The organism is Xanthobacter sp. (assembly GCF_041911315.1).
Taxonomy (GTDB): Bacteria; Pseudomonadota; Alphaproteobacteria; order Rhizobiales; family Xanthobacteraceae; genus Xanthobacter; species Xanthobacter aminoxidans.
In genome coordinates, this window is sequence record NZ_JAYRPE010000047.1 from 38,612 (window position 1) to 63,167 (window position 24,556).

The 24,556-nt window shown below is 69.1% G+C and carries 26 protein-coding genes; 11 read left to right on the forward strand and 15 right to left on the reverse strand.

Annotation, left to right across the window (positions count from 1 at the left end):
- Window positions 1-57 precede the first annotated feature (57 nt).
- Window positions 58-558, forward strand: a complete 501-nt coding sequence (locus ACE3QW_RS14390) for a GNAT family N-acetyltransferase (protein ID WP_374252034.1) — start codon at window positions 58-60, stop codon at window positions 556-558.
- 3 nt (window positions 559-561) lie between these two features.
- Here ACE3QW_RS14390 and ACE3QW_RS14395 read toward each other — a convergent pair whose 3' ends face one another.
- Window positions 562-2,385: an ABC transporter transmembrane domain-containing protein gene (locus ACE3QW_RS14395; RefSeq protein WP_374252036.1), complete on the reverse strand. Its 1,824-nt coding sequence runs from the start codon at window positions 2,383-2,385 to the stop codon at window positions 562-564.
- An 88-nt stretch (window positions 2,386-2,473) separates the two neighbouring features.
- Here ACE3QW_RS14395 and rpmE point away from each other — a divergent pair, with 88 nt between their 5' ends.
- A complete protein-coding gene (gene rpmE / locus ACE3QW_RS14400; RefSeq protein WP_024277552.1) occupies window positions 2,474-2,698 on the forward strand; it encodes a 50S ribosomal protein L31 in 225 nt (74 codons plus the stop codon).
- Window positions 2,699-2,796: 98 nt separating this feature from the next.
- Here the strand turns inward: rpmE and ACE3QW_RS14405 are convergent, their stop codons facing one another.
- Together ACE3QW_RS14405 and ACE3QW_RS14410 are read right to left on the reverse strand one after the other, a co-directional pair.
- Window positions 2,797-3,198, reverse strand: a complete 402-nt coding sequence (locus tag ACE3QW_RS14405) for a hypothetical protein (RefSeq protein ID WP_156026321.1) — start codon at window positions 3,196-3,198, stop codon at window positions 2,797-2,799.
- 290 nt (window positions 3,199-3,488) lie between these two features.
- Entirely contained in the window at window positions 3,489-3,671 is a 183-nt protein-coding gene (locus ACE3QW_RS14410; RefSeq protein ID WP_374252039.1) for a DUF1192 family protein, read from the reverse strand.
- A 142-nt stretch (window positions 3,672-3,813) separates the two neighbouring features.
- Between ACE3QW_RS14410 and ACE3QW_RS14415 the strand changes: the two genes are divergently transcribed.
- Complete coding sequence (locus ACE3QW_RS14415) at window positions 3,814-4,827, forward strand: NAD(P)H-quinone oxidoreductase (RefSeq protein WP_374252041.1); 1,014 nt, start codon at window positions 3,814-3,816, stop codon at window positions 4,825-4,827.
- A gap of 35 nt (window positions 4,828-4,862) precedes the next feature.
- On the opposite strand, the gene ACE3QW_RS14420 is transcribed toward ACE3QW_RS14415, so the two are convergent.
- Entirely contained in the window at window positions 4,863-5,117 is a 255-nt protein-coding gene (locus ACE3QW_RS14420; protein ID WP_374252043.1) for a hypothetical protein, read from the reverse strand.
- Window positions 5,118-5,289: 172 nt separating this feature from the next.
- On the opposite strand from ACE3QW_RS14420, the gene ACE3QW_RS14425 reads away from it, so the two are divergent.
- Entirely contained in the window at window positions 5,290-6,729 is a 1,440-nt protein-coding gene (locus ACE3QW_RS14425; protein WP_374252045.1) for an MFS transporter, read from the forward strand.
- Here the strand turns inward: ACE3QW_RS14425 and ACE3QW_RS14430 are convergent.
- The 3 genes from ACE3QW_RS14430 to ACE3QW_RS14440 form a co-directional block, all read right to left on the reverse strand.
- A complete protein-coding gene (locus ACE3QW_RS14430) occupies window positions 6,726-7,454 on the reverse strand; it encodes an RlmE family RNA methyltransferase (protein ID WP_374252047.1) in 729 nt (242 codons plus the stop codon). The genes ACE3QW_RS14425 and ACE3QW_RS14430 overlap by 4 nt on opposite strands.
- Window positions 7,451-8,671 (reverse strand): Ppx/GppA phosphatase family protein, encoded by a 1,221-nt coding sequence (locus tag ACE3QW_RS14435; RefSeq protein ID WP_374252049.1) that lies wholly within the window; start codon window positions 8,669-8,671, stop codon window positions 7,451-7,453. The genes ACE3QW_RS14430 and ACE3QW_RS14435 overlap by 4 nt, the downstream gene beginning before the upstream one ends.
- A 147-nt stretch (window positions 8,672-8,818) precedes the next feature.
- Window positions 8,819-9,568, reverse strand: coding sequence for a transaldolase family protein (locus ACE3QW_RS14440; RefSeq protein ID WP_038193115.1), 750 nt, complete (start codon window positions 9,566-9,568; stop codon window positions 8,819-8,821).
- 291 nt (window positions 9,569-9,859) lie between these two features.
- Between ACE3QW_RS14440 and ACE3QW_RS14445 the strand changes: the two genes are divergently transcribed.
- Complete coding sequence (locus ACE3QW_RS14445; protein ID WP_374252050.1) at window positions 9,860-10,219, forward strand: hypothetical protein; 360 nt, start codon at window positions 9,860-9,862, stop codon at window positions 10,217-10,219.
- Between the two features lie 92 nt (window positions 10,220-10,311).
- On the opposite strand, the gene ACE3QW_RS14450 is transcribed toward ACE3QW_RS14445, so the two are convergent.
- From ACE3QW_RS14450 to ACE3QW_RS14470, 5 genes are all read right to left on the reverse strand, one after another.
- Window positions 10,312-10,770: a DUF2023 family protein gene (locus tag ACE3QW_RS14450; protein ID WP_374252052.1), complete on the reverse strand. Its 459-nt coding sequence runs from the start codon at window positions 10,768-10,770 to the stop codon at window positions 10,312-10,314.
- Window positions 10,749-11,231 carry a flavodoxin FldA gene (fldA, locus tag ACE3QW_RS14455; protein WP_029557161.1) on the reverse strand — a complete coding sequence of 161 codons (483 nt, stop codon included), beginning with the start codon at window positions 11,229-11,231 and terminating at the stop codon, window positions 10,749-10,751. Before fldA ends, ACE3QW_RS14450 begins: the two co-directional genes overlap by 22 nt.
- Window positions 11,232-11,626: 395 nt before the next feature.
- Window positions 11,627-11,917 carry a GIY-YIG nuclease family protein gene (locus ACE3QW_RS14460; RefSeq protein WP_374252080.1) on the reverse strand — a complete coding sequence of 97 codons (291 nt, stop codon included), beginning with the start codon at window positions 11,915-11,917 and terminating at the stop codon, window positions 11,627-11,629.
- A gap of 107 nt (window positions 11,918-12,024) precedes the next feature.
- Window positions 12,025-13,233, reverse strand: coding sequence for a sodium/glutamate symporter (gene gltS, locus ACE3QW_RS14465; RefSeq protein ID WP_374252053.1), 1,209 nt, complete (start codon window positions 13,231-13,233; stop codon window positions 12,025-12,027).
- A gap of 65 nt (window positions 13,234-13,298) precedes the next feature.
- Complete coding sequence (locus tag ACE3QW_RS14470; protein WP_374252055.1) at window positions 13,299-14,633, reverse strand: sugar porter family MFS transporter; 1,335 nt, start codon at window positions 14,631-14,633, stop codon at window positions 13,299-13,301.
- 158 nt (window positions 14,634-14,791) lie between these two features.
- Between ACE3QW_RS14470 and ACE3QW_RS14475 the strand changes: the two genes are divergently transcribed.
- The 4 genes from ACE3QW_RS14475 to ACE3QW_RS14490 are packed head-to-tail and all read left to right on the forward strand — an operon-like array spanning window position 14,792 to window position 19,559.
- Window positions 14,792-16,114, forward strand: coding sequence for a DegT/DnrJ/EryC1/StrS aminotransferase family protein (locus ACE3QW_RS14475; protein ID WP_029557157.1), 1,323 nt, complete (start codon window positions 14,792-14,794; stop codon window positions 16,112-16,114).
- 48 nt (window positions 16,115-16,162) lie between these two features.
- The gene (locus ACE3QW_RS14480) at window positions 16,163-17,563 is read left to right on the forward strand and encodes a sugar porter family MFS transporter (RefSeq protein ID WP_374252082.1); all 1,401 of its coding nucleotides are present in this window, start codon (window positions 16,163-16,165) and stop codon (window positions 17,561-17,563) included.
- Window positions 17,564-17,572: 9 nt separating this feature from the next.
- Complete coding sequence (locus ACE3QW_RS14485; protein WP_374252057.1) at window positions 17,573-17,920, forward strand: hypothetical protein; 348 nt, start codon at window positions 17,573-17,575, stop codon at window positions 17,918-17,920.
- Window positions 17,913-19,559, forward strand: a complete 1,647-nt coding sequence (locus tag ACE3QW_RS14490) for a GMC oxidoreductase (protein ID WP_374252059.1) — start codon at window positions 17,913-17,915, stop codon at window positions 19,557-19,559. The genes ACE3QW_RS14485 and ACE3QW_RS14490 overlap by 8 nt, the downstream gene beginning before the upstream one ends.
- A gap of 49 nt (window positions 19,560-19,608) precedes the next feature.
- Here the strand turns inward: ACE3QW_RS14490 and ACE3QW_RS14495 are convergent, their stop codons facing one another.
- On the reverse strand, window positions 19,609-19,914 hold the full coding sequence (locus ACE3QW_RS14495; protein WP_374252061.1) for a hypothetical protein: 306 nt from the start codon (window positions 19,912-19,914) through the stop codon (window positions 19,609-19,611).
- Window positions 19,915-20,110: 196 nt separating this feature from the next.
- Between ACE3QW_RS14495 and ACE3QW_RS14500 the strand changes: the two genes are divergently transcribed.
- Together ACE3QW_RS14500 and ACE3QW_RS14505 are read left to right on the forward strand one after the other, a co-directional pair.
- On the forward strand, window positions 20,111-21,226 hold the full coding sequence (locus ACE3QW_RS14500) for an NAD(P)-dependent alcohol dehydrogenase (RefSeq protein WP_374252084.1): 1,116 nt from the start codon (window positions 20,111-20,113) through the stop codon (window positions 21,224-21,226).
- Window positions 21,227-21,398: 172 nt separating this feature from the next.
- Window positions 21,399-22,985 carry an AAA family ATPase gene (locus ACE3QW_RS14505; RefSeq protein ID WP_374252063.1) on the forward strand — a complete coding sequence of 529 codons (1,587 nt, stop codon included), beginning with the start codon at window positions 21,399-21,401 and terminating at the stop codon, window positions 22,983-22,985.
- Here ACE3QW_RS14505 and ACE3QW_RS14510 read toward each other — a convergent pair.
- Together ACE3QW_RS14510 and selD are read right to left on the reverse strand one after the other, a co-directional pair.
- Window positions 22,982-23,389 (reverse strand): hypothetical protein, encoded by a 408-nt coding sequence (locus ACE3QW_RS14510; protein ID WP_374252065.1) that lies wholly within the window; start codon window positions 23,387-23,389, stop codon window positions 22,982-22,984. The genes ACE3QW_RS14505 and ACE3QW_RS14510 overlap by 4 nt on opposite strands.
- Before the next feature lie 93 nt (window positions 23,390-23,482).
- Entirely contained in the window at window positions 23,483-24,541 is a 1,059-nt protein-coding gene (gene selD / locus ACE3QW_RS14515; protein ID WP_374252067.1) for a selenide, water dikinase SelD, read from the reverse strand.
- Between the last annotated feature and the right edge of the window lie 15 nt (window positions 24,542-24,556).

Genomic DNA, 24,556 nt, shown 5'->3' on the forward strand with positions numbered 1-24,556 from the left:
GGCATTAAAGCGACGGCAACCGGACAGGCGCAGTGTGGGGCAACCGCCGGAGCCGCCATGTCCGACCAGACCGCCCAAGAACCGCCCCAAGAGCCCCTTCCCGCCTACGCTCTCGCTGCGGCGACGCCTCAGGACCGGCCAGCCATGGCGCAATTGTGGGTGGAGACCTGGGCGAAGACGATGCCCGATATCGATTTTCCCGCACGCCTGCCTTGGCTGGAAAGCCATCTGGATAGCCTGGCCGCCGGCGGCGCGCTGATCCGCGTGGCGCGGGAGGGGCACGCGGACGGACCCGTCGCCGGCTTCGTCGTCATCCATCCCGGCACGGGCTATCTCGACCAGCTCGCAGTAGCGCCGCGCGCCTGGGGCAAGGGCGCGGCCGAGGCGCTCATGGCGGAGGCGCGCCGGCTCTCCCCTGCCCTCGTCGCCCTCGACGTGAACCAGGACAATCCACGCGCCGTGCGCTTCTACGAGAAGATGGGGCTCGCCATCGTCTCCGAAGGCGCCAACCCCATGTCCGGCCGCCTGACGTACCGGATGGAGTGGCGCGGCACCTGAGGCCTACGCCGCCGCGTGGAACTGGAGCTGCGCGAGGCGTGCGTAGAGGCCGCCCTTGGCGACCAGTTCCGCATGGGTGCCCTCGTCCACGATGCGACCGGCTTCCATCACCAGGATGCGGTCGGCCGACAGAACCGTGGAAAGGCGATGGGCGATGACCAACGTGGTCCGCCCTTCCATCGACCGCTCCAGCGCCGTCTGTACCAGTGTCTCGCTTTCCGCATCGAGGGCGCTCGTCGCTTCGTCGAGCAGCAGGATGGGCGCGCCGCGCAGGATGGCGCGGGCGATGACGATGCGTTGCCGCTGGCCACCGGAAAGCATCACGCCGCGTTCGCCCACCATGGTGTCCCAGCCCTGCGGCAGGCGGGCGACGAATTCGTCCACCAGCGCTGCGCGGCCGGCCTCCTCCACCTCGGCGTCGGTAGCCTCGGGGCGTCCGAGGCGGATGTTCGCCCGCACGCTGTCGGCGAAGATGGCCACCTCCTGCGGCACCAGCGCCATCTGCCGCCGCACGGCGACGGGATCCGCCTCGCGGATATCGATGCCGTCGAGGAGGATGCGCCCGGCCTGCGGGTCGTAGAAGCGCTCCAGCAGTTGGAACACGGTGCTCTTGCCAGCCCCAGACGGGCCGACGAGGGCTACCCGCTCCCCGGGCCGAATGGTGAAGGCGATGGCTGCGAGCGCCGATTGATCGGGCCGCGTCGGATAGGAGAAGGACACCTCGTCGAATCGGATGGCGCCGCTGACCCGCCCCGGCAGCGGCACCGGCCGGGCCGGCGGGCGCACCTGAGGCTCGACCTTGAGCAGTTCGCCGATGCGCTCGGCCGCACCGGCGGCGGCCGACATCTCACCCCAGGTCTCGGAAAGGTTGCCGAGGGAGGCAGCGGCGAGCACCGCATAGAGCACAAACTGGCCCAGAGCGCCCGATGTCATCGTGCCGGCCAGCACCGCCTGGGCACCCGCCCACAGCACCGCCACCACCGAGCCGAACACCAGAAAGATGGCGATGCCGGTGAGCCAGCCGCGCGCCTGGGTCGCCTGCCGGGCGGCACCGAAGGCCTCTTCCACAGCGCCGTCGAAACGCTGCCGCGCCACGCCCTCGGCGCTCGCCGCCTGCAGCGCGCGCATGCTGTTCAGCGCCTCGGCGGCATAAGCGGACGCATCGGCGAGGGTGTCCTGCGCCTGCCGGGTCAAACGGCGCACCTTGCGGCCTGAAGCCATCAACGGCAGCACGATGATGGGAATGGCCACCAGCACGAGGCCGGAGAGGCGGGGGCTCGTCACGACCATCATCGCTACCGAGCCGATGCACATCATGAGATTGCGCAGGGCCGTAGAGGCGGAGGCGCCGACCGCGGACTTCAATTGCGTGGTGTCGGCGGTGAGGCGCGAGGTCAGCTCGCCCGAGCGGGCCGAATCGTAGAAGGCGCCGTCCAGCGTCACGAGGCGGGCGAACACCGCCGTGCGCAGATCCGAAACGATCCGCTCGCCCAGGGTCGTCACGAGGTAGTAGCGGGCGGCGGACGCGAGCGCGAGCACAGCGGCCACAGCCACCAGCACACCGAAATACTGGTCCACGAGCCCCGCATGGTCCTCGGCGAAGCCGAAATCGATCATGCGCCGCACCGCGATGGGCAGCGCGAGCGTGGCGAGCGCGGCGGCCAGCAGCGCGCAGAGCGCCCCCGCCACCCGGCCGCGATACCGCTTCAGATAGGGTACAAGGCCTGCCAGCGGCTTCAGGTCGCGCCTGCGCTTCTCAGCAGCGGCGCGGGTTTCGGGGCTGTCGACAGGGGCAGATGAGGTGTCGGCTTGTGTCAAGGCATCCACTCGGCTATAGACCCGCCACTTCCGTCAGGAACCGAAATTGACGCTGCCTCCCCCGGCGGGGCGGGCGTGGCGATAAAGGATTGAACCAATGAAGAGCGACATCCACCCCGATTACCACTTCATCAAGGTGGTGATGACGGACGGTTCCGAGTACACGACCCGGTCGACCTACGGCAAGGAGGGGGACACCCTCCAGCTCGACATCGATCCGCGCACCCATCCCGCGTGGACCGGCGGCAGCCAGCAGCTGATGGACCGCGGCGGCCGCGTGTCCCGCTTCAAGAACAAGTTCGGCGCGCTCCTCAAGGGCTGAGGCCGGAGGGGCCTTCAGGCCCCTCGCTGCCACTGCGAAGCTGCGCGCCTCCGCCGCAGCGACGCAAGCGCACAACCGGTTCGCGCAAGGGGACTGGCTCAGGGAATGACGAGTTCAAGCCGCGGGCGGCCCTGCCGCCGTCGCGGCTTTTCGTTTTGGGGCGCGGCCGCCTGTGCCACCACGAGTCCGGCGCTGACCGCCTCGGCGAGCGCGACGAGTTCCAGCGCAGCGAGGCGCGCCGCGGCCGGCAGGCGCCCGATCACGTTTGCGGGAAGGACTAGTTTCAGCGGCGCTGCCGCGGCCGCCATCTCGGCCCGCGAGATGCATCCATCTGCCCGGCTGAGCAGCAGCACAAGACCTGCCGCGATATCCGAGCGCAGGCGCGCGAGGGTTTCGCGGTCGGCAGCGGAGAGAGCAGACCCGGCGAGGCGTGTCTCAGCCGCGGCGAGGCGTTCGAAGCCTCGCGCGATCCCGTCTCTCTTGTCCCGCGCCTCGTCCACCGGCCGCTCCTGTGACTGGACCGGCATGAAGCGCAGCGCCGGCATCCCCGTAAAGGGGAACTGCACTGATCAGACTGGGGATATCGGGGGCTGGCCAAAGAAGAGCCGCCTTGCGGCGGCTCGCAGTCCGACAGGGAGAGTTGCCAGAAGTCCGGGGAGGATCTTTTCCGACGGACAACATCAGAATGCGCGCCGGATATTAACGCCGCGTTAATGCGAACCGGCTAGCCGCGCCCATTCCGCGCTAAAGGCCCCGGCGCAAGCGCAGGGTCCAACTGCCATTTCCGTCCCTACAGCTTGAACGCCGCATCCGCCGCCGCGCGTGAGGCACGCTTTGAGGCGAGCGCCGCCTCCAGCCGCGCGACCTCCGCCTTCAGCGTGACAATGCGCGCCTCGATCTCGTCCACCGACAGACGCGACACGTCGGCGACCGCCAAGGGATCGACGGGCTTCGGCTTGATCTCCTCATCCATTGGCTTTGCTCCTCCCCTTCCCTATTCTCCGCGGCGACCGCCGCTGCCTCAGGCGCGGGTGCCTCCTGTATGATCGCCCTATTTTGCGCGCCGTGGCCGGGCTGGGAAGAGCTTCGTGCCGGGTGCCCCACCGGAGCTTTCCATGTCCAGCGCCGCTGTCCCCCTGCCCGAAACCATGACCGCCATCACCGTCAGCGCCCCCGGCGGTCCCGAAGTGCTGGTGCCCGGCCCCAGGCCGGTGCCGAAGCCCGCGCCGGGTGAGGTGCTGGTGAAGGTTGCGGCAGCAGGCATCAACCGGCCAGACGTGATGCAGCGGAAGGGGCTCTACCCGCCGCCGCCCGGCGCCTCCGACATTCCGGGACTGGAGATCGCAGGCACCGTGGTGGCGCTGGGCGAGGGTGCGAGCACCTACAAGATCGGCGACAAGGTGTGCGCCCTCGTCACCGGCGGCGGCTATGCGGAATATTGCCCCGCCCATGAGGCCACCACCCTGCCGGTTCCCGAAGGTCTCTCCATGGCCGAGGCAGCGGCCATGCCTGAGACCGTCTTCACCGTCTGGAGCAACGTGTTCGACCGTGGTGGGCTGAAAGCCGGAGAGACGCTGCTGGTGCACGGCGGAGCGAGCGGCATTGGCACCACAGCGATCCAGCTGGCCAAGGCGCTCGGTGCCCGCGTGGTCGTCACCGCCGGATCGGACGAAAAGTGCGCTGCCTGCGTGAAGCTCGGCGCCGACCTCGCGGTGAACTACCGGACGCAGGATTTCGTCGCCGAGGTGAAGAGCTTCACCGCCGGCAAGGGCGCCAACGTCATCCTCGACATGATCGGCGGTCCCTACATCCAGAAGAATTACGAAGCGGCAGCGCAGGACGGCCGAATCGTGCAGATCGCCTTCCAGCAGGGCGCGAAGGCCGAGGTGGACTTCATGCGCCTCATGCTGAAGCGCCTCACCCACACCGGCTCCACCCTGCGCTCGCGCCCGGTCGCCGAAAAAGCGGCCATCGCCGCAGCCATCGTCGAGCATGTGCTGCCCTTGATCGCCGCCGGAAAGTACCGTCCGGTGATGGACGAGACATTCCCCCTCACGGACGCTGCCGGAGCGCACGCCCGCATGGATGCGAGCGCGCACGTGGGCAAGATCGTTCTGGTGGTGGAATAGTCCCAGAGGAGGCGGGGGCGTCCCCGCCTCTGCCTTCAGGGGCGCCAGTCGCGCGGCGGTACGCCGCCCGAGCGCTGGATGGCCTCCAGAACCTCCCGCTGGCGGCGATCGGTGCGCTTCATGTGCACCGCAATCACCGCATGGGCCGAGGGCACGAGGAACATCAACGGGAAAATCAGCCCGAGCAGGATGCAGGGCACGATCATCACCAGATTGATGATGGCCGAGATGGGCTGCCCGTTCACCAGCAAACCGACGGGCGGCAGCAGAGCGGCGAGAATATAGATCATGGCCTTCCCGGGCCCTCCTTGAGGCCCGATGTCCATATGGTGTGCCCTGCCCGTGCTGCAAGGATCGGGGCGAGACCATGCGCCGAACGCTGGTTGATCAGGGCGTCTCCTCCGCCTATTGCGGGGAAGGGGAAACGCCGGAGCCCGAACGGGCCGGCCCAAGGGTAAGCCGATGCAGCTCAAGGCGCTCCCGCCTCAGATCCTGATCCCACTCATCGTCGCCTGCGCGCTCTTCATGGAGCAGGTGGACTCGACCGTCATCGCCACCTCCCTGCCTGCCATCGCCGCCGACCTCGGCGAGGACCCGGTGGCGCTGAAACTGGCACTGACCTCATACCTGCTCTCGCTGGCCGTCTTCATCCCGGCCAGCGGCTGGGCCGCCGACCGCTACGGCGCGCGTACGGTCTTCCGCTCCGCGATCGTCATATTCACCATCGGCTCGATCCTGTGCGGGCTCTCGTCGTCGCTGGCGGACTTCGTGCTCTACCGCATCATCCAGGGCATGGGCGGAGCCATGATGGTGCCGGTGGGGCGGCTCGTCATCCTGCGCTCGGTGCCCAAGTCCGAGTTGGTCTCTTCCCTCGCCTGGCTCACCATTCCCGCCCTGCTGGGCCCAGTCTTCGGCCCACCGCTGGGCGGCTTCATCACCACCTATTTCGACTGGCGCCTCATCTTCTTCATCAATGTGCCGATCGGCGTGCTGGGCGTGTTCCTCGCCACCCGCTTCATCGAGAACGTGCGCGAAGAGGATGTACCGCCGCTCGATCTCAAGGGCCTGATCCTGTCGGGCGTCGGTCTCGCTGGCCTCGTCTTCGGCTTCGCCGTGCTGGGGCAGGAGGTGCTGGTGCCGCAATGGGCGGCGCTCACCATCGGCGCCACGGGGGCGTTCTTCCTGTTTCTCTATGTCCGCCATGCGCGGGTCACACCACACGCCGTGCTGGATTTGAAGCTGCTGCGCCACGGCACCTTCCGCGCCGGCGTGGTGGGCGGCTCCCTGTTCCGCGTGGGCATCGGTGCCATGCCCTTCCTGCTGCCGCTAATGCTGCAGCTCTCATTCGGCCTTTCGCCCTTTGCCTCGGGCCTGCTCACCTTCACCGCCTCGGCCGGGGCGATGGCCATGAAGTTCACCGCCGCCAAACTGCTGCGGCGGATCGGCTACAAACGGGTTCTCCTCGCCAACGTGTTCCTGTGCAGCGGCTTCATCGCGATCAATGCCGCCTTCACGCCGCTGACGCCGCACTGGCTCATCGCGTCGCTGCTGCTGGTGGGGGGCTTCCTGCGCTCGCTGCAGTTCACCGCGCTGAACGCGCTGAGCTATGCCGATGTCGAGCCGGACGAGATGAGCCGGGCCACCTCGTTCGCCAGCGTGGCGCAGCAGGTGTCGCTCTCCTTCGGCGTCGCCGTAGCGGGACTTGTGCTGGAAACCATGCGGGCGTCCCGTGGCGAGGTGGCGGTGACGCAGGGCGACTTCTCCGCTGCCTTCCTCGTGGTGGCGGCGGTAAGCGCGCTCAGCATCTTCTTCTTCATTCCCCTGCCGAAGGATGCGGGCGCCTCACTCACCGCCCGCAAGCCGGACCTGGACGACCCGCGCAGCGAAGTGCCGCCAGACTAACTCTCCGCCTCGTCGCCTTCTTCCGCCCCGGCGTCGGCTTTTCCCCGGAAGCCGGTGGCGAGGACATACAGTTCCGCAGAATCGGCGCGGCTGGCAGCGGGCTTGATGTGGCGCACCAGCGCGAAATCCCGCTTGAGGTTGGCGAGCAGCGTGCCCTCGGTTCCGCCCTGGATCACCTTGGCGAGGAAGGCCCCGCCGGGCGCGAGCACCTGACGGGCGAAGTCCGCCGCCAGTTCCACGAGTCCGACGATCCGCAAATGGTCGGTCTTCTTGTGGCCCGTGGCGTTGGCCGCCATATCGGACATCACGAAGTCCGCCTGCCCGCCGAGCATCTCCATCAGCCGCTGCGGGGCCTCGGGGGCGAGGAAGTCCATCTGGGCGAAGGCGACGCCGGGAATGGCGTCCATTTCCAGCAAGTCGATGGCGACGATCTTGCCCTGCCCCTGCTCCAGGCCGATCTTCTGCGCCGCCACCTGGCTCCAGCCGCCCGGCGCGGCGCCGAGATCGACGATGCGCATGCCCCGCTTCAGGAGCTTCACCTTCTCGTCTATCTCGATCAGCTTGAACGCGGCGCGCGAACGCCAACCCTCGCGCTTGGCGCGGGCCACATAAGGGTCGTTCAGCTGGCGCTGAAGCCATTTCTGCTGGGACGTGGTGCGGCCGCGCGAGGTCTTGACGCGCACCTTCAACGGCCGGCCGTCCGGCCCGCGGGGTGGGGTAGTCACGCTGGGCGGCTTCCGTTCGGCCCGTTCGCGTGGAATCCGTCAGCCGAGCGGCCGTTCCGCCACACGCCGTCCGCCCGCATCATCTGCACCAGCATTCCCTCCCTCAGCCCTCGATCGGCCACCCGGAGCCGGTCGGCGGGAAAAATACGGCGCACCGCCTCCATGATGGCGCAGCCGGCGAGCACGAGATCCGCGCGCTGGGCGCCGATGCAGGGATTGGCGACCCGCTCCTCGAAGCTCATGGTCATCAGCCGCTCCACCACCTGCTCGATGTGGCTGGCACCGAGCCAGGCCCCGTCGACACGGGCGCGGTCGTAGCGATCGAGGCCGAGATGGATGCCGGCGACCGTCGTCACCGTGCCCGAGGTGCCGAGAAGATGCAGCCGGGCGGGAGCGCGCACACCCCAGCTCTGTCGCACGCCATCGAGCATGGCGCACACCTCGTCCACCATGGTGTGGAAGACGTCCGGCGACACCTTCACGCCGCCATGGCGCTCCGACAGGGAGACGACGCCCACCGGCAGCGACACCCAGGAGCGGATGCGGGCGCGCGGCGGGCCGTCATCGCCGGCCGAGCGGCGGCCGAGCCAGACCACTTCCGTGGACCCGCCGCCGATGTCGAACAACACGGCCCCCTCGCAGGAGGGGTCCACCAGCGGCGCACAGCCGGTAGCTGCTAGACCCGCCTCGGTGCGGCGGTCCACCACCTCCAGCGTCAGCCCGGTGCGCGCTTCCACCTGGGAGCAGAAATCCTCGCCGTTGACGGCGGACCGGCAGGCTTCGGTCGCCACCATTCGGGCGCGGGTGACGCCGCGCAGATCCATCTTGGTGGCGCAGATTTCAAGCGCGCCCAGCGCCCGCTCCATGGCGCCGTCGCACAGCCGGCCGGAGGCGCCAAGCCCCTCGCCGAGGCGGACGATGCGCGAAAAGGCATCCACCACGCGGAAGCTTCGGGCCGTCGGGCGGGCGATCAGGAGGCGGCAATTGTTCGTGCCGAGGTCTATGGCGGCATAGATGCCGTGCGGGCTCGGCGCCCGCGATTCGGTCCGCCGATCCTGAGACGGAGCGGAAGTGGCGCAAGGGCGGGCGGCAGGAGGCTGGTCCTTCGGACCATCACCCGTCCCCGCACGCAACGGAGAATCCGTTGCCTCGGCAACGTTTCCGCTACGGCAAGACTGCTCCGGACCCCCGGCGGGCCCGTGCGTCTCGTCCCTCATGTCCTGTCCCTCGCCGCAAGGCGGTCCCGTGCGCTCAGGCCAGCCGCGAAGGTCCGCGGCCGGCTGCGCCTTGCGGCCAGTGTAACAGCGCGACGCTGCTGCGCAATGCCGCGGCGTGCCCTGTTCGTAATCAGGCGGGGGTGAAACTCACTCGGCGGCGGCGCGGCCCTTGAGATCGAGGGTCAGGCCGGCGGCGAGGGCGTCGGCGCGGAAGGCCTTCACGGCGTCCAGGGACAGCTCGGCGGCGGTGCGCGAACCCAGCGCGGGCAGCTTCTTCAGCACGTCGGCGGGGGCGGTGATGATGTGGCAGCCCATCTCGTCCGCCTCGATCACGTTCCACACCTCGCGCGTGGACGCCCAGATGACCTCGACGTTCGGGGTGGCGCGGGACAGCTCGACGGCGCGGGAAATCGCCGGCTTGTAGTCGATGCCGAGGTCGGCCAGCCGGCCGGCGAAAACCGAGATGATGGAAGGCGCTCCGCCGGCCAGGGCCTTCACGCCCTCGTCCACCTGGGGCACGTCGAAGATGGCGGTGAGGTTCACCTTCACGCCGTCCTGAACGAGGTCGCGGACCAGCTCGTACAAGGTTTCGCCGCGGGTCGTGGAGACCGGGAGCTTCACATGCACATGCTCGCCCCAGGTGGCGATGACGCGGGCCTGGGCGCGGATTTCGGGGATGTCGTCGGAGAAGACCTCGAACGAGATATGCCGGTCCGGCACCGCCGCCACGAGGTCACGGGCGTAGGATTCATAATCGGTTACGCCGGCCTTGCGGAGCAGAGAGGGGTTGGTGGTGAAGCCGGCGATGTGGGGCTGCTTCGCCATTTCCACGATCTGCGCCTTGTCGGCGCCGTCGGTGAACAGCTTCACCTTCAGGTCGCTCAGCTTCACGGACATCTCTTCGGCTCCCTTGACGATTTCGGCCATCCTATAGGCCGTTTGCGGCGAATTGGACACCGCCCGGAATCACAATTCGAACCGGGTGTCACCCGAGGTTGCCGGGAGGGGTATCGGTGACGTTAAGGGGGTGTTCACCATGAGTCGAATGCGCGGTGTCAGCCGGACCGGCGGCAACCTCCGGGAAAGAACCGCCGGGTCATCCTCCCGGTGACGGAAGGACGGGGACGCGCCCGGGTTGCGCACCTTGATACCGTCACACCCAAAGGGTCAGGGCATCGAGGGGCGGGCATGGTCTCGACGGACATGGTGGAGCGGATGGCGCGGGCGATGCACGCCTATTCGCAGCAGCGTTATCCGCTGCTGGAGCCGTGGGACGAGCTGTCCCCCGAGCGGCGGGCCTACCAGCGCCAGCTTGCCGCCCATGCCCTCCAGGCCCTCACCCCCCACGACGTGATCGAGATCACCACCCGCGCCGCGCCGGCCATCGTCGCCGTGCCGGTGGAGCCCACCCCCTGGGCACTGGCGGAGTTGCAGGAAGCGGCCATCTCCGACAACGGCACCGCCATGGATGCCCGGCGGCGCTACCGCTCCTTCCTCGCCACCGCGTCCCTGCCGCTGGCGACCCGCCATGCCGAGGGCGCGGTCTGAGGGGAGCGCGCGGCCTTCGCCGGCTTGAACGCGATCACCTTTAGCCCTCGTTGTCCCGTGGCTTGGCCGGGCGATGACACAAGACGAGAGACCTATTCCGCCGCCAGCGCCGGCCGGTCGAGCCCGCGACCGGAGCGGGTGAGGTAGCGGCGGCATTGCTGCTCGCGGTCGTAGCCGAGCAGGGTCCCCAGCATGAAGTCCTCTTCCGCCGTCAGGGCGTTGAGCGGCCGGGTGACAAACGCCCGCGCCACCGCGACGAACGCGTCGCGGCCGAAGAAGAGGTTGGCCTTGGCCGGGCTCACCTGCTGGACGAAATGGTCGATGCCCGCCCGCTCCAGCCGCGCCAGAAGCGGCGGCAGCTCCCGGGTCGCCAGCGTCATCAGGAACAGCGGCCGCACGCCCCGCCCCAGCTCGTAGAGATGATGGTGAAACAGGCGCTGCATGGCGCCTGCCTCCTCCGGCACCGCAAGGCGCACCGGCGCGGGCGGCCAGCCGGCCTCAGCCTCGTGCGGCGGATCGCACGCAACTTCTAGAGAATGGTGCTGAGCCATGCGGTCACTCGCTTGTCGGTGAGACCGGACTGGGTGTCCTGATCGAGGGCGAGGCCGACGAACCTGCCGTCGCGCTCGGCGGTGGAATTGAGATAGTCGTAGCCCTTGGTGTCGGTGAAGCCGACCACCACCGCCTCCAGCGCCGTCACCTCGTCATAGAGGATGCCCATGGCGTCCACGAAGGAGCCGGGATAGCTCTCCTGGTCGCCGGTGCCGAACAGGGCCACCTTCTTGCCCTTCAGCCGGGCGCCGCGGAGCTTGTCGATATGCTCCTCCCAGTCGGTCTGGAGCGTGCCGTCGCCATAGGTGGGCGAGCCGAGGATGAGCAGTTCGCAATTCTCGAAATCGGCCGGGCTCGCCGTCTTGATGTCCACCGCGCGGCCCTGGCACTTCTTGGAAATCCGGGACGCAACGCCCTTGGTGGCTCCGCCGTCGGAGCCGAAGATCACGTTAACGATCATGTCCTCGTCTCTTTATGGAATGATTCAAAACAATGCGCCGCAGACTTCGCGAATGATGCGAGACTCCGGCCACCTCTAAAACAGTCATCGACGATGCAAATGCATCGCATGAACATCATGGCATCAAGATTTTGATGAAGACAATGGGGGCCGGAGACATTGGAATGTCTCGATGGTGGACTTTGACTATCGTCGTCCGAGGCCGACCGGGCATGACGAGCAGGGCGACGACGTCGAAGAGTGACGCCCCCTCCGGCCCCACACCGCCGTCATGGCCGGGCTTGTCCCGGCCATCCACGTGGTGTGGCTGGGAACAGCTCGGGGACACCGTCCCGGCGGCCCGACGTGGATGCCCGGGACAAGCCCGGGCATGACGCGGCAGGAGTCGCAGCAGATCAGGTCGCGATCTCGTCGTAGAGATCGCGCCATTCCGGGTTCGTCTCAAGAATGAGGCCAACTTTCCAGGCCCGCGACCAGTGCTTCATCGTCTTCTCGCGCTGGATCGCGAGCGCGATGTCGTCGTATCGCTCAAAGTAGACGAGGCGCGTGAGGCCGTGACGCTTTGTGAAGCCCTCGCCGTCACCCTCACGATGCTCGAAGGTCCGTCGCACCAGATCGCTTGTCACGCCGACATACAGCGTGCCATTCGGCCTGTTCGTGAGGATGTAGACCCAGCCACCGCTCATGCGCGAATAGTCGAACGAACACTTGCCGCTCGCAACGGTAGGTCCTGTCCCCCTCTTGGCCGGGGGCACCTGCGGCACACCGTCCCGTCGGCGATGGGGCCGCCCCCTCACCTCAGCATGAAGCCGATCGCCAGCGCGTTGGCGATGTCGATGAAGAAGGCGGAGACCAGCGGCAGGATGATGAAGGCGATGGGCGCCGGGCCGTGGGTGCGGGTCACGGCGGTCATGTTGGCGATGGCGGTGGGGGTGGCGCCGAGACTGATGCCGGTGAAGCCCGCCGCCAGCACCGCCGCCTGATAGTTCCGGCCCATGGCGGGGAACACCACGAACAGGATGTAGGCCACCGCCACCAGCGTCTGCAATCCGAGCACGGTCGCCAGCGCCGGGCCGAGGCCGCCCAGCGTCCAGAGCTGCATGCTCATCAGCGACATGGCGAGGAAGATCTTCAGCGACAGGTCCGAGACCAGCGCCAGCGCCGGGGTGCGGGCCGGCCACGGCAGGCGTGGCGCGAGCTTCGGCAGGACGTTGGTGATGACGATGGCCACCAGCATGCACACCACGAACATGGGCAGCTTGAGGCCGGTCTTCTCCACCACGCCTTCCAGCGCATAGCCGATGATGATGACGAGGTTGAGCGCGAGGATGGTGACGAGGATGTTCTTGTAGTTCACCGAACCGCCCTCCGGCTCGGCCGGGGTATCCGGCAGGCCCACCATGGGGGCGTCGTCGCCGGTGCCGCGCAGGTTGAAGCGGGCGATGAGCAGGCCCGCCACCGGGCCACCCACGAGGCTGGCGATGACGAGGCCGAGGGTGGCGCTGGCGATGCCGATTTCCAGCGCGTTGGGGAGATCGAACCTTTGCGAGATCAGCGGCGCCCAGGCGATGGTAGTGCCATGGCCGCCCACCAGCGACACCGAACCCAGAAGCGGCCCCACACCATAAGGCAGGCCGAGCACCGCCGCCCCGCCGACGGCCACGACGTTCTGGAGCACCAGATAAGTGACCGTCAGCAGCAGCAGGATCACCAGCGGCTTGCCGCCGGTGGAAAGGTCGGAGACGCGGGCATTGAGGCCGATGCCGGTGAAGAAATAGAGCAGCAGCAGGTCGCGGGCGTCGAGGTCGAAGCTCACCGCGAGGCCCACCACCTTGTAGGCGAAGAGCGTGGCGAGCGCCGCGAGGATGCCGCCGGTGACGGCCTCCGGAATGTTCCAGCGCTTGAGCGGGGCGATGATCTCGTTGAGGCCGGCGCCGAGGAAATAGACGAGGATGGCGATGGTGAAGGACAGCAGCCCCGAAACCTCGTACGTCGCTGGCATCTGGCTCCCCCTGCGCGGCCTTGCTCCGCCCCTCCTCTAGCCCATTCCGGGCGAGGCTCAAACGGTCAGGCGCCGAGGTGCCGCAGGGCCTTGCCGGCGAGCACGTCCGCCTCGATGTCCTCCAGTTCCTTCTGTCGGGTTTCCGGCACATAGGCGAGGGAGATGAAGAGCGAGGCGACGCACACCACGAGGAAGATGCCGATGGTGGCGGCAAGGCCGATGCCCTCCACCACCGAGAGGAAGCTCGCCGCCACGATGGCGTTGAACAGCCAGCTCGTCGCAGAGGCGGCGGCGATGCCCCGCTCGCGGATGGCCGAGGGGAACAGCTCGGACATGAGCACGTAGGGCAGCGGGCCGAGGCTCAGGGCGAAGGCGACGATGTAGGCGCACAGGCCCGCCAGCGCCACATAGGGCCAGTCGGCCAGCGCCGCGCCGATCACCACGGCGAGGCTCACCGCCATGGCCGCCGAGCCGGCGATCAGCAGCGGGCGGCGGCCGAGACGGTCCACCAGCATCATGGCGGCCATGGTCGCCAGCACGTTGACGAGGCCGAGGCCGAAGGTGGCGGCAAGCGCGGCGACGCCGGCCGGGAAGCCGAGTTCGGTGAAGATGTGCGGGGCGTAATAGAGGATGCCGTCGATGCCGGAGAAGTTCTGCAGCACGAACAGCACGCTGCACAGGATGAGCACCGCCCGGGTGCTGCCCCGGCCCAGCACGGCGCGCCAGTTGCCGGCCGGCGCGCTCTCGCCCTCGCCCATGGATATCTCGCCGGCAAGGCCCAGCCGCCGCGCGGCCGCCTCGCCCTCCGCCATCCGGCCGCGGGAAAGGAGCCAGCGCGGGCTTTCCGGCAGCAGCAGCACGGCACCCGCGCAGGCCAGAGCGATCAGGGCGCCGCCGCCCAGCATCTGGTCCCACGTGGCGTGGCCGGTGAGCGCGAGGGGCACCGCATAGCCGAGCAGGATGCCGATGGTGACGGCGAGCTGGAACAGGGACACCACCGCGCCGCGATGGCGCGCCGGCGTCACCTCCGCCGCATACATGGGGACCACCATGGAGGAGAGGCCGACCCCGAGGCCGATGAGTATGCGCGCCGCCACCAGCATCCCCACGCCGGGCGACATCGCCTGTCCCAGCGGCACCAGCGCGTAGCCGGCGAAGGCCAGGGTCGCGGCGAGCAGGCAGGAGGGGCGCCGGCCGATGCGCTGGGAGATGGGGGCGGCGAGCACCGCGCCGACGAAGCAGCCGGCCAGCAGCGATGTCACCATCATCTCGGTGGCCCGGGTGGAAAGGGCGAACGCCTCGGAAATGGTCCCGACCACGCCGGCGATGGAGGCCGTGCTGAAGCCGAACAGCATGCCGTTGAGGAGCACGAGGCCCGCCGTGAGGAACAAGGTTGCCATGCGATCCGACGGGTATGGGGGTAGCGCGCGGATAACGTGCGCGAGATGGAGAGGCCTGCGGGACTTGTAAGCGCGACCTACAGTAGAGCATAAGTACAAAAAATCGAGCGGCGATAGGCCCGGCATCTCGCCGGAGCTGCCGTCAGGGAGGGTACCCCGTGACCGTTTCCGCGGCGACACACGAACACGCCAACCGCTTGGCCATCGAGGGCGGCGAACCGGTCCGCACCGCGCCCCTGCCGTGGGAGCTGCCCGGCGCCCACTGGATCGGCGAGGAAGAGCTGGAACTGGTCTCGCGCGTGGTGCGCGCCCGCAGCCCCTTCCGCTTCTACGGCCCCGACCTCCAGCACATGGTGGACACGCTGGAGAAGGAATGGTGCGCCGCCTTCGGCCACAAGCACGCGCTGGGCGTCTCCTCCGGCACCGCCGCTTTGACCATCGCCATGTCGGCCCTCGACATCGGCCCCGGCGACGAGGTGCTGGTGCCCGGCTATCTCTGGGTGAGCTGCGTGGCCGCCGTGGTGCGCGCCGGCGCCATCCCGAAGCTCGTGGACGTGGACGACTGCTTCACCCTCGATCCGGCGGACGTGGCGCGCAAGATCGGCCCCAACACCCGCGCCGCGCTGATGGTGCACATGAGCGGCGCGCCCGGCCGCGTCGCCGACGTCGCCCGCATCTGCCGCGAGCGGGGCATCGCTTTGATCGAGGACTGCGCCCAGACCGCCGGCTCCAGCCAGAACGGCAAGGCCGTGGGCACCTTCGGCGACATCGGCATCTTCTCGTTCCAGCTCAACAAAAACATGACCTCCGGCGACGGCGGCATGGTGGTGACGGAGCGGGACGACCTGTTCCGCCGCATCGTCGCGCTGCACGATCTCGGCTATCCCCGCAACGAGAAGGGCCGGCTCGACACCTCGGATGAGAGCTGCCAGCTCTGGGGCGTCGGCGCCCGCATGTCCGAGCTGACGGGCGCCATGTGCCTCGCCCAGATGCGCAAGCTGCCGCAGATCACCGGGGCCATGCGCGCGTCCAAGTGGCGGATCCGCAATGCGATCTCCGACATCCCCGGCCTCGGCTTCCGCACCGTGCCCGACCCCTCCGGCGACACCGGACCGTTCCTGCTGATGACGCTAAAGGACGAGGCCACCGCCCGCCGCTTCGTCGACGCACTGCGCGCGGAAGGCATCGCCGGTCCGGCCGGCTCGCTCGCCTGCCTCGCCATGCGCGAGTGGGGGATGCACTGGTATTCCAACATCCCGAGCCTCGTGCACAAGCGCTCGGACAGCCGCGACGGCTTCCCCTGGACCCACCCGTCCAACGCCTTCGGCGAGAGCTACAGCTACGCCGCCGGCGCCCTGCCCCATTGCGACAACCTGCACGCCCGCGGCGCGCTGCTCACCATCGCTTCGACCCTGACCACCAAGGATGAGGACGACATCATCGCCGCCGTCCGCAAGGTGGCGCGCGTAGTGCTGGCCTGAGGCCCGCACACATCGAGCTTCAGCAAGACAAGAGGTCGCGCCGCCGGGCTGTCCGGCGGGCGGACAAGCGCGAAGGGAAGCGCCATGATCTATTTGATCGCCGCCATCGCCGGCCTCGCCGGGGCGCTGTTCGGCTTCGACGAGGGCGTCATCGCCGGGGCGCTGGCACCGCTGCGCAGGGACCTCGGCATCGATCCCGTCGCGGAAGGCATGATGACGGCGGCGGTGCCCTTCGGCGCCTTCATCGGCGCCATCGTCGGCGGGCGGCTCGCCGCTGCCGCCGGGCGCCGCAAGCTGCTGTTGTGGTCCGCCATCCTGTTCATCGGCGGTGCGCTCTTGAGCGCGCTGGCCGGCGGCCTCATCACCCTCACCCTCGCGCGCCTCGTCATCGGCCTCGCGGTGGGCGTCGCCGCCATGATGGCCCCGCTCTACATCTCCGAGAGCGCTCCGGCCAAGGAGCGCGGCATGCTGGTGTCCATATACCAGCTCGCCATCACCCTCGGCATCCTCGGCGCCTATGTGGTGGGCTACGCCTTCGACGAGAACTGGCGCTGGATGTTCGCCATGGGCGCGGTGCCGGCGGTGCTGCTGTTCGGCGGCATCTTCGCTCTGTCCGACACGCCCCGGTGGCTCGCCATGCGCGGCCGCAGCGCCGAGGCGAAGGCGGCGTTGGCCCGCATGCGCGAGAAGCCGGAAAACGACCCCGCCGTCGCCGCCGAATATGAGGAGATCCGCGCCGCGGCGGCCGCCGACGAGGGCCGCAAGGCCACCTTCGCGGACCTGCTCTCGCCCCGCGTGCGCCCGGCGCTCATCGTCGCCATGGGCCTGTTCCTGTTGCAGCAGCTCTCCGGCATCAACGCGGTGATCTATTACGCGCCCACCGTGTTCGAGCTGTCGGGCTTCAGCTCCACCACCACCCAGATCCTCGCCACCGCCGGCATCGGCGTGGTGAACGTGCTGATGACGGTGGTGGGCATGATGCTCATCGACCGGCTCGGCCGGCGCCTGCTGCTGCTCATCGGCTTCGCCGGCACCGCGGTGTCGCTGGGCGCCATCGCCATCGCCGCCGCCACCGGCAGCCCGTCTTTGGGCGTGCTCGCCCTCGCCGGCCTCGTGCTCTACATCGCCTCCTTCGCCATCGCCATCGGCCCGCTGCCGTGGGTGATGATGTCCGAGGTGTTCCCGCTGGATTGCCGGGCGCTGGGCATGAGCATCGCCTCGCTGGTGAACTGGGGCTTCAACTTCATCGTGGTGTTCAGCTTCCCGGTGCTGGTGGCGGAGTTCGGCCTTGCCGGCGTGTTCGGCCTCTATGCCGTGGTGTGCGTCGCCGGCCTCGCCTTCACCCAGTGGCTGGTGCCGGAAACCAACGGCGTGAGCCTGGAAGAGATCGAGCGCCACCTCAGAAGCGGCCGTCCCCTGCGCGAGCTCGGCCGCCTGCACGCGGCCTGAGGAGACCCCATGAGCGAGACCCCTCCCGACGCCCACCTCGATTTCGAGGCGCTGGTCGTCGCCCTCCTGCCGCTCGGCCCCTACCATGCGGCACTGGAGCCGATGGTGGCGGACCTTGCCCGCATCGCGGCGCTGAACACCCAGCTCAACGCCGCCTTCCGGCGCATCGCCGAACGCTCCGGCTTCCCCGAAGGCGCGGTGCATCGCGAGCACCTCGCCGAGGATGCGGAGGCGGTGGGCACCTTCTTCGAATACGTGCATTTCGCCTCGCCCAGCTTCCTGGGCTCGGTGGGAGAATGGCCGCTGGTCGGCGAGCGGCCGCTGGCCGGGACGGCTTCGGGAGGCGCGCGTGACTGAGGCAACCCATTGCGACGTGATCGTCGTCGGCACCGGGGCCGGCGGCGGCATGCTGGCCTACGAACTGGCGAAGGCGGGCCTCAACGTGGTCTCGCTGGAGCAGGGCGGACGCCTCGCCGACGACCATTTCAAGCGCGTGGACCCGCCGGGCACCCAGCTCGATTTCGGCATCCGCGCCAACACGGTGTGGCCGGCCGAGCCGCACGACAGCCTGTTCGTCCACCCCCTGTTCGAGAAGGGCGCGGACGGCTCCACGGGCTGGCCCGACAATAACTTCCACCACTACCAGATCCTCGCCGTCAACGGCCTCCAGAACCTCTGGAACGGCGTGAGCGTGCGCTTCTCTGCGCGCGATTTCCGCGACTGGCCCATCTCCTATTCCGACCTCGCCCCCCATTACGAGGCGGTGGAGCGGCGCATCATCGTCTGCGGCACCGAGGAGCATCTGGAGGAGTTGCCGGACGGCATCTATGTGCCGCCCAAGCCCCTGCGCCCCGCCGACATGATGATCGTCGACGCGGTGAACGCGATGGACGAGCCCTATTCGCACGCCATCCCCAACCGCAAGGCCATCGACACCCGGCCGGACAGCCCCAACGCCTGCGTCTCCACCGGCATCTGCACCTCCGGCTGCCCCACCGGCGCGGTCTACAAATTCACCGCCCGGCTGCTGCCCGAGATCGAGAACCTGCCCAATTACGAGCTGCGCCAGGGCGCCAAGGTGGTGCGGCTGCTGCGCGAGCCGGGCACGAAGCGGGTGATGGGCGTCGAATATCGCGACATGGCCACCGGCGAGGCCCGCGTGCTCACCGCCGATGCCGTGGTGCTCGCGGCGGGCGCCCTCGAGAGCCCGCGCATCCTGTTCAATTCCGCCGACGAAGCCGCGCCCGAAGGCATGGGCAACGCCGCCGGCCAGCTCGGCCTGCGGCTGCAGGACAATCCCAAGGCCGTGCTCTCCACCTCGCTGTGGAAGCTGTGGGGCAAGGGCCGCGACTTCGACATCGGCTATGGCGACCTGCTCATCCTCATGTCGCGCGGCTGGCTGCCGGACGGGGAGGAATTCCCCTTCATCGGCCACGCCATCCACGGCGTGCCCGATATCCCGCACTATCTCGCCGGCATGAAGCGCTTCCCGCCCTTCATGAAGGAGCGGCTCGCCCGCTTCATGTTCCATTCCTACGTGACGCTCGGCCTGTTCTGCGCCGGCGAGCCCACCCCCGCCAACCGGGTGCGGCCGGGCACGACCCGCGACCGCTTCGGCGTGCGCCACGTGGCCGTGGACTTCTCCGCCACCCCGCGCGCGGAAGCCATGATGGAGGCCATGAACGGCTGGGGCCGCCAGGTGCTGCGCCATGCCGGGGCGACCTCCATCTATCCCTCGCGCGACAACACCGGCACCGGCATCCACTATGCCGGCACCACCGCCACCACCGCCGATCCGGACAAGGGCGTGGTGGATGCGGACCTGAAGCTGCATGACCTGGACAACGTCTATGTCTGCGACGGCGGCGTCATTCCCGTGCTGCCGGACAAGCACCTGACTCTGACCATCATGGCGCTGGCCCACCGCCTCGCCGGCCATCTGGTGGAGAAGGCCCGCACCGGCGCAGCGGTTCAGGGCGAGCGCGCTCTGGCCTGAAGTTTAAGCTGGCACACTCAGACGCCGCGCGGGCTTGGGCCGCACGGCCTCACCCCTCCGGCACGGCGCCGGCCATGATGGCGCCGGCGAAGCCGTTGATGCGGCCGAAGGCGGCGCGGGAGAGGTCTCCCGCCCGCAGCACCGCCTCGTGGCATTCGCCGGGGTCCTGGTTGATATGCGCCGCCAGCGCCGCCGCCAGCTCGCTCTGGCCGATGGCGAGCGTGCGCAGGCCGAGCAGCAGATTGTCGAGATCGGCCCGCGTGAGGGAGATGCGCAGCGGCGCGTCCTCGGGCAACCCTGTCCAGCGTGCAATGGCTTGAGGCGCGATCTGCGCCGCCTCGCTGACTTCGGTCATGAAAATCCCCGGCTGAAATGATCGGCCGGCCCGAAAAGGGCCGCTTCTTCCAGTCTACACTCTCAACCTGCGGTGCCGAAGCCGTGGCGCCCGCGTTGACGGGCATCAATGCCCCGCCGCCACCGGACCAATATCAAAGTACCGCAAGGCAGCCGTGCACGCGGCCCGACGGAAAGGCAGGAACGCCATGACGGATATGCTCTCCCCCGCCGCCTATGTGGAACGCCAGCGCCCCGGCCGCTCGAAGATGAAGGCGGCCATCTTCGTCGAGAAGAACCGCATCGTGCTGGATGAAAAGCCCATCCCCGATGTCGGCCCCCTCGACGCCCTCATCCGCATCACCACCACCACCATCTGCGGCACCGACGTGCACATCCTGAAGGGTGAGTATCCGGTGGCGAAGGGCCTCACCATCGGCCACGAGCCGGTGGGCATCATCGAGAAGCTCGGCTCTGCCGTGGAGGGCTTCGAGGAAGGCCAGCGCGTCATCGCCGGTGCCATTACCCCCTCGGGCTATTCCAACGCCTGCCTGTGCGGCCAGTGCTCGCAGGACGGCCCGCGCACGAAGCACGGCTTCAAGGCCATGGGCGGCTGGCGCTTCGGCAACACCATCGACGGCGCGCAGGCGGAATATCTCGTGGTGCCCGACGCCATGACCAATCTGTCCGCGGTGCCGGAGGCGCTCTCCGACGAACAGGTCCTGATGTGCCCGGACATCATGTCCACGGGCTTTGCCGGTGCCGAGAGCGGCAAGGTGAAGATCGGCGACACGGTGGCCGTGTTCGCGCAGGGCCCCATCGGCCTGTGCGCGACGGCGGGCGCCAAGCTCATGGGCGCGACGCGCATCATCGCGGTGGATCGCGTCGCCGCGCGGCTGGAAATGTCCCGCGCCATGGGCGCCGACCTCGTGGTGGACTTCTCCAAGGTCGATCCGGTGGAGGAAATCCTGCGCCTCACCGACGGGCGCGGCGTGGACGTGGCCATCGAGGCGCTCGGCCGGCAGGAGACGTTCGAGGCGGCACTCCGGGTGCTTCGCCCCGGCGGCACGCTTTCCTCCCTCGGCGTCTATTCGGGCGACCTGAAGATCCCGCTCGATGCCTTCGCGGCGGGCCTCGGCGACAATGCCATCATCACCTCGCTCTGCCCGGGCGGGAAGGAGCGCATGCGCCGGCTGATGGACGTGGTCGCCTCCGGCCGCGTGGACGCCCGCGCCCTCGTCACCCACCGCTTCAAGCTGGACGAGATCGAGGCCGCCTACGACCTCTTCGCCAACCAGCGCGACGGCGTCCTCAAGGTGGCCATCACGCCGTAGGGGTGTCTTCTCCTCTCGTGGGAGAAACACCAAACCGTCGTCATCGCCCGGCTCGTCCGGGCGATCCACGGATGGGCCGGGGGATGACAGCCCGAGGGCATGAGCAATTGCCGGCCGGGGTGTATAAGGACCGACCCCTCCGGTTCGGGACTGCGCGCGTGGCGAGGCCCCCATGACAGCACCTGCGCAACCGCCCCAAAAGACCGCCGGCGACCATGTGGTCGCCGATCAGGGCGCCGTCTTCGCCCTCCTCGCCGATCCCGCGACCCACGGCATTGCGGAGAAGGTCGTCCGCATCGACACCCACGGCGCCGCCGTCTTCCTCGCGGGGCCGTTTGCCTACAAGGTGAAGCGCGCGGTCTATTTCCCCTTCATGGATTTCTCCACGCTGGAGAAGCGCCGCGCCGCCTGCGCCGCCGAGGTGGAGATATCGGGCGCGGGCGCCCCCGGCCTCTATCTCGGCGTGGTCCCCATCGTGCGCACGCCCCATGGCCTCGCGCTCGGCGGCGATGGTGAGGCGGTGGAGTATGCGGTGAAGATGCGCCGCTTCGACACCGATCTCACCCTCGATCGCATCGCCGAACGCGGCGACCTCACGCCTGAGCTGGTCAAGGCCGTCGCGGCCATGGCGGTCAACGCCCACGCCGCCGCGCCCGAGCGCCGGGGCTTCGACAGCGCCGGCGCGCTCTCCACCTATCTCGAAGACACCATCGCCGAATTTGCCGCCCGCCCGGACCTGTTCCCGGCGGAAGACGTGGCGCGGCTCGCCGAAGTCTCGCGCGCGGCGCTGGCGCGCGTGCGTCCGTTGCTGGCGGCGCGTTCGCAGGCCGGGTTCGTCCGCCGCTGCCATGGCGACATGCACCTGCGCAACATCGTGCTCCTCGATGGAAGGCCGGTGCTGTTCGACGCCATCGAGTTCAACGACGAGATCGCCACCTGCGATGTCCTCTACGACCTCGCCTTCCTGATCATGGACCTGTGGCAGAGGGGCCTGCGCGACGCCGCCAACGCGATCTTCAACCGCTATCTCTGGGCGAGCGACGACGCGCAGCTCGACGGGCTCGCGGCGCTTCCCCTCTTCCTCAGCCTGCGCGCCGGCATACGGGCGAAGGTGGAGGCGGCGGGGCTGGCGCATCTGGACGGGGAACAGCGGGCTCAGGCGGAGGCGCGGGTCGCGCATTTCTTCCGGCAGACCATCGCCCTCCTCGGCACCCCGCAGCCCGGACCGGTCCGGTTCGGCGATGGGACTGTGGAGACGGCCAACCCCTCCGGGCCCACCCTCTGGGCGGTGGGCGGGCTATCCGGCAGCGGCAAGAGCACGTGGGCGGCCAAGATGGCCCCCGGCCTCGGAGCGCGGGCGCCCGGCGCGGTCGTGCTGCGCTCGGATATCGAGCGCAAGCGCCTCTTCCACGTGGCGGAAACGGAAAAGCTGCCCCCGGCAGCCTATGCGGCCGAGGTGAGCCCGCGCGTCTATGAGCGGCTGCGGGCACTGGCGCGCCGCGTCCTCGCCAGCGACTACACGGTGATCGTGGATGCCGTGCATGCCCGGCCCGAGGAGCGCGACGCCATCGAAAGCGTCGCTCGGGAGGCCGGCGTGCCGTTCGCCGGCCTCTGGCTCGACGTACCGGCGGAAGAACTCGTCCGGCGGGTGGAGGCACGCACCGGAGATGCGTCAGACGCGGACGCGGCCGTGGTGCGCCACCAGCTCGGCTACGACCTCGGCGTCATCCGCTGGACGCGCAGCACGCGCGCCCCCTAGCACTTGCCCTGCGTCTCCGGCTTCGGATTGACGCCCGAGACCGTGTCCGGCTGGCGGGTGGGCGAGGCCGGCGTGCCCGCTTGAGGCGTGAGGCCAGTGTGGGAGCCGCCGGTGCCGCCGGTCCAGCCGGTGGACCCCTCGCTGCCCGGCTTGGTGCCGGAATCGGCACCGCGCGCGGGGGGCGTCGCGGCGGTGTGGGGCGGCTCCTCGCAGGCGCCGGTCTGGGCCGGCGGCGTTGTGGTCTGGGCGGAGGCCGGCGCAGGCACGCCGGACGCGAGAAGAAACATGAGGCCGCCGACGATGGCGGTTGCGCAGATGCGGGCCACGTTGGGCGAGGGCAGCACCACGGGAGACGGGCGCCGGGGCGCCGTCGAATAGATGTTCAAGGCGTCGGTGAAGGGCATGTCCGTTCTCCTTTCGCCGGGAGAACGACCTGCCACGCCGCATGGTTCCTTGATTCCTGCGCCGGCGTCCCGCCAGCGCCCCCGCCTGTCGCCTCAGCCGGCGATGCGCACCCGCCCCGGCCCGGCCTCCACGCGGCCGATGCGTACCGCCGCCGGATAGCCCGCCGCGCGGATGTCAGCCAGCAGGCGGTCGGCCTCCTCGGGCGCGCAGGCCACCAGCAGTCCGCCGGAGGTCTGGGGATCGGTGAAGAGGTGGCGCTGCCAGTCGGGCGTGCCTTCGGGCAGATCCACCTCGGCGCCGTAGCTGGCCCAGTTGCGGTGCGAGGCGCCGGTGACGAAGCCCTGCTGCACCAGCTTTTCCGCGTCCGAAAGCCAGGGCAGCGCAGCGCGCTCGATGACCAGCGTCGCGCCCGAGCCGCGCGCCATCTCCAGCCCATGGCCGAGAATGCCGAAGCCGGTCACGTCGGTGATGGCGCTCACCGCCGTCTCCTTGCCCAGCGCCGCGCCCACGCGGTTCAGCTTGGTCACGGAGGCGATCATCTCGTCATAGGCGGCGGCGGAGAGCGCCTCCTTCTTGAAGGCTGCGGAATAGACGCCGACGCCCAGCGCCTTGGTGAGGATGAGCGCATCCCCCGCCCGCGCCGTGGAATTGCGGCGCAGCCGCGCCTTGGGCGCCCGGCCGATGACGGCGAGGCCGTAGACCGGCTCCGGGCAATCGATGGAATGGCCGCCCGCCACCGGAATGCCCGCCTCGGCGCAGATGGCCTGCCCGCCGGCGAGGATGGCGCGCACGGTGGCGGTGTCGATCTTGCCCAGCGGCATGCCGAGGATGGCGAGGGCCATCAGCGGCTCGCCACCCATGGCGTAGACATCCGAGATGGCATTGGTCGCGGCGATGCGGCCGAAATGGTCGGGGTCGTCCACCATGGGCATGAAGAAGTCCGTGGTGGCGATGATGGCGGTCTCGCCGTCGAGATCGTAGGCGGCCGCGTCGTCCCCCGTCTCGGTGCCCACCAGCAGCCGCTCGAACGGGCCGCCGCTCGCCTGCCCCGCCAGCAGCTCCTGCAGCACCGAGGGCGCGAGCTTGCAGCCGCAGCCGCCGCCATGGGCGAGGCTGGTGAGGCGGACGGGCGGGTTGGGCACATCGAGCATGGCGCGGGTTCCATG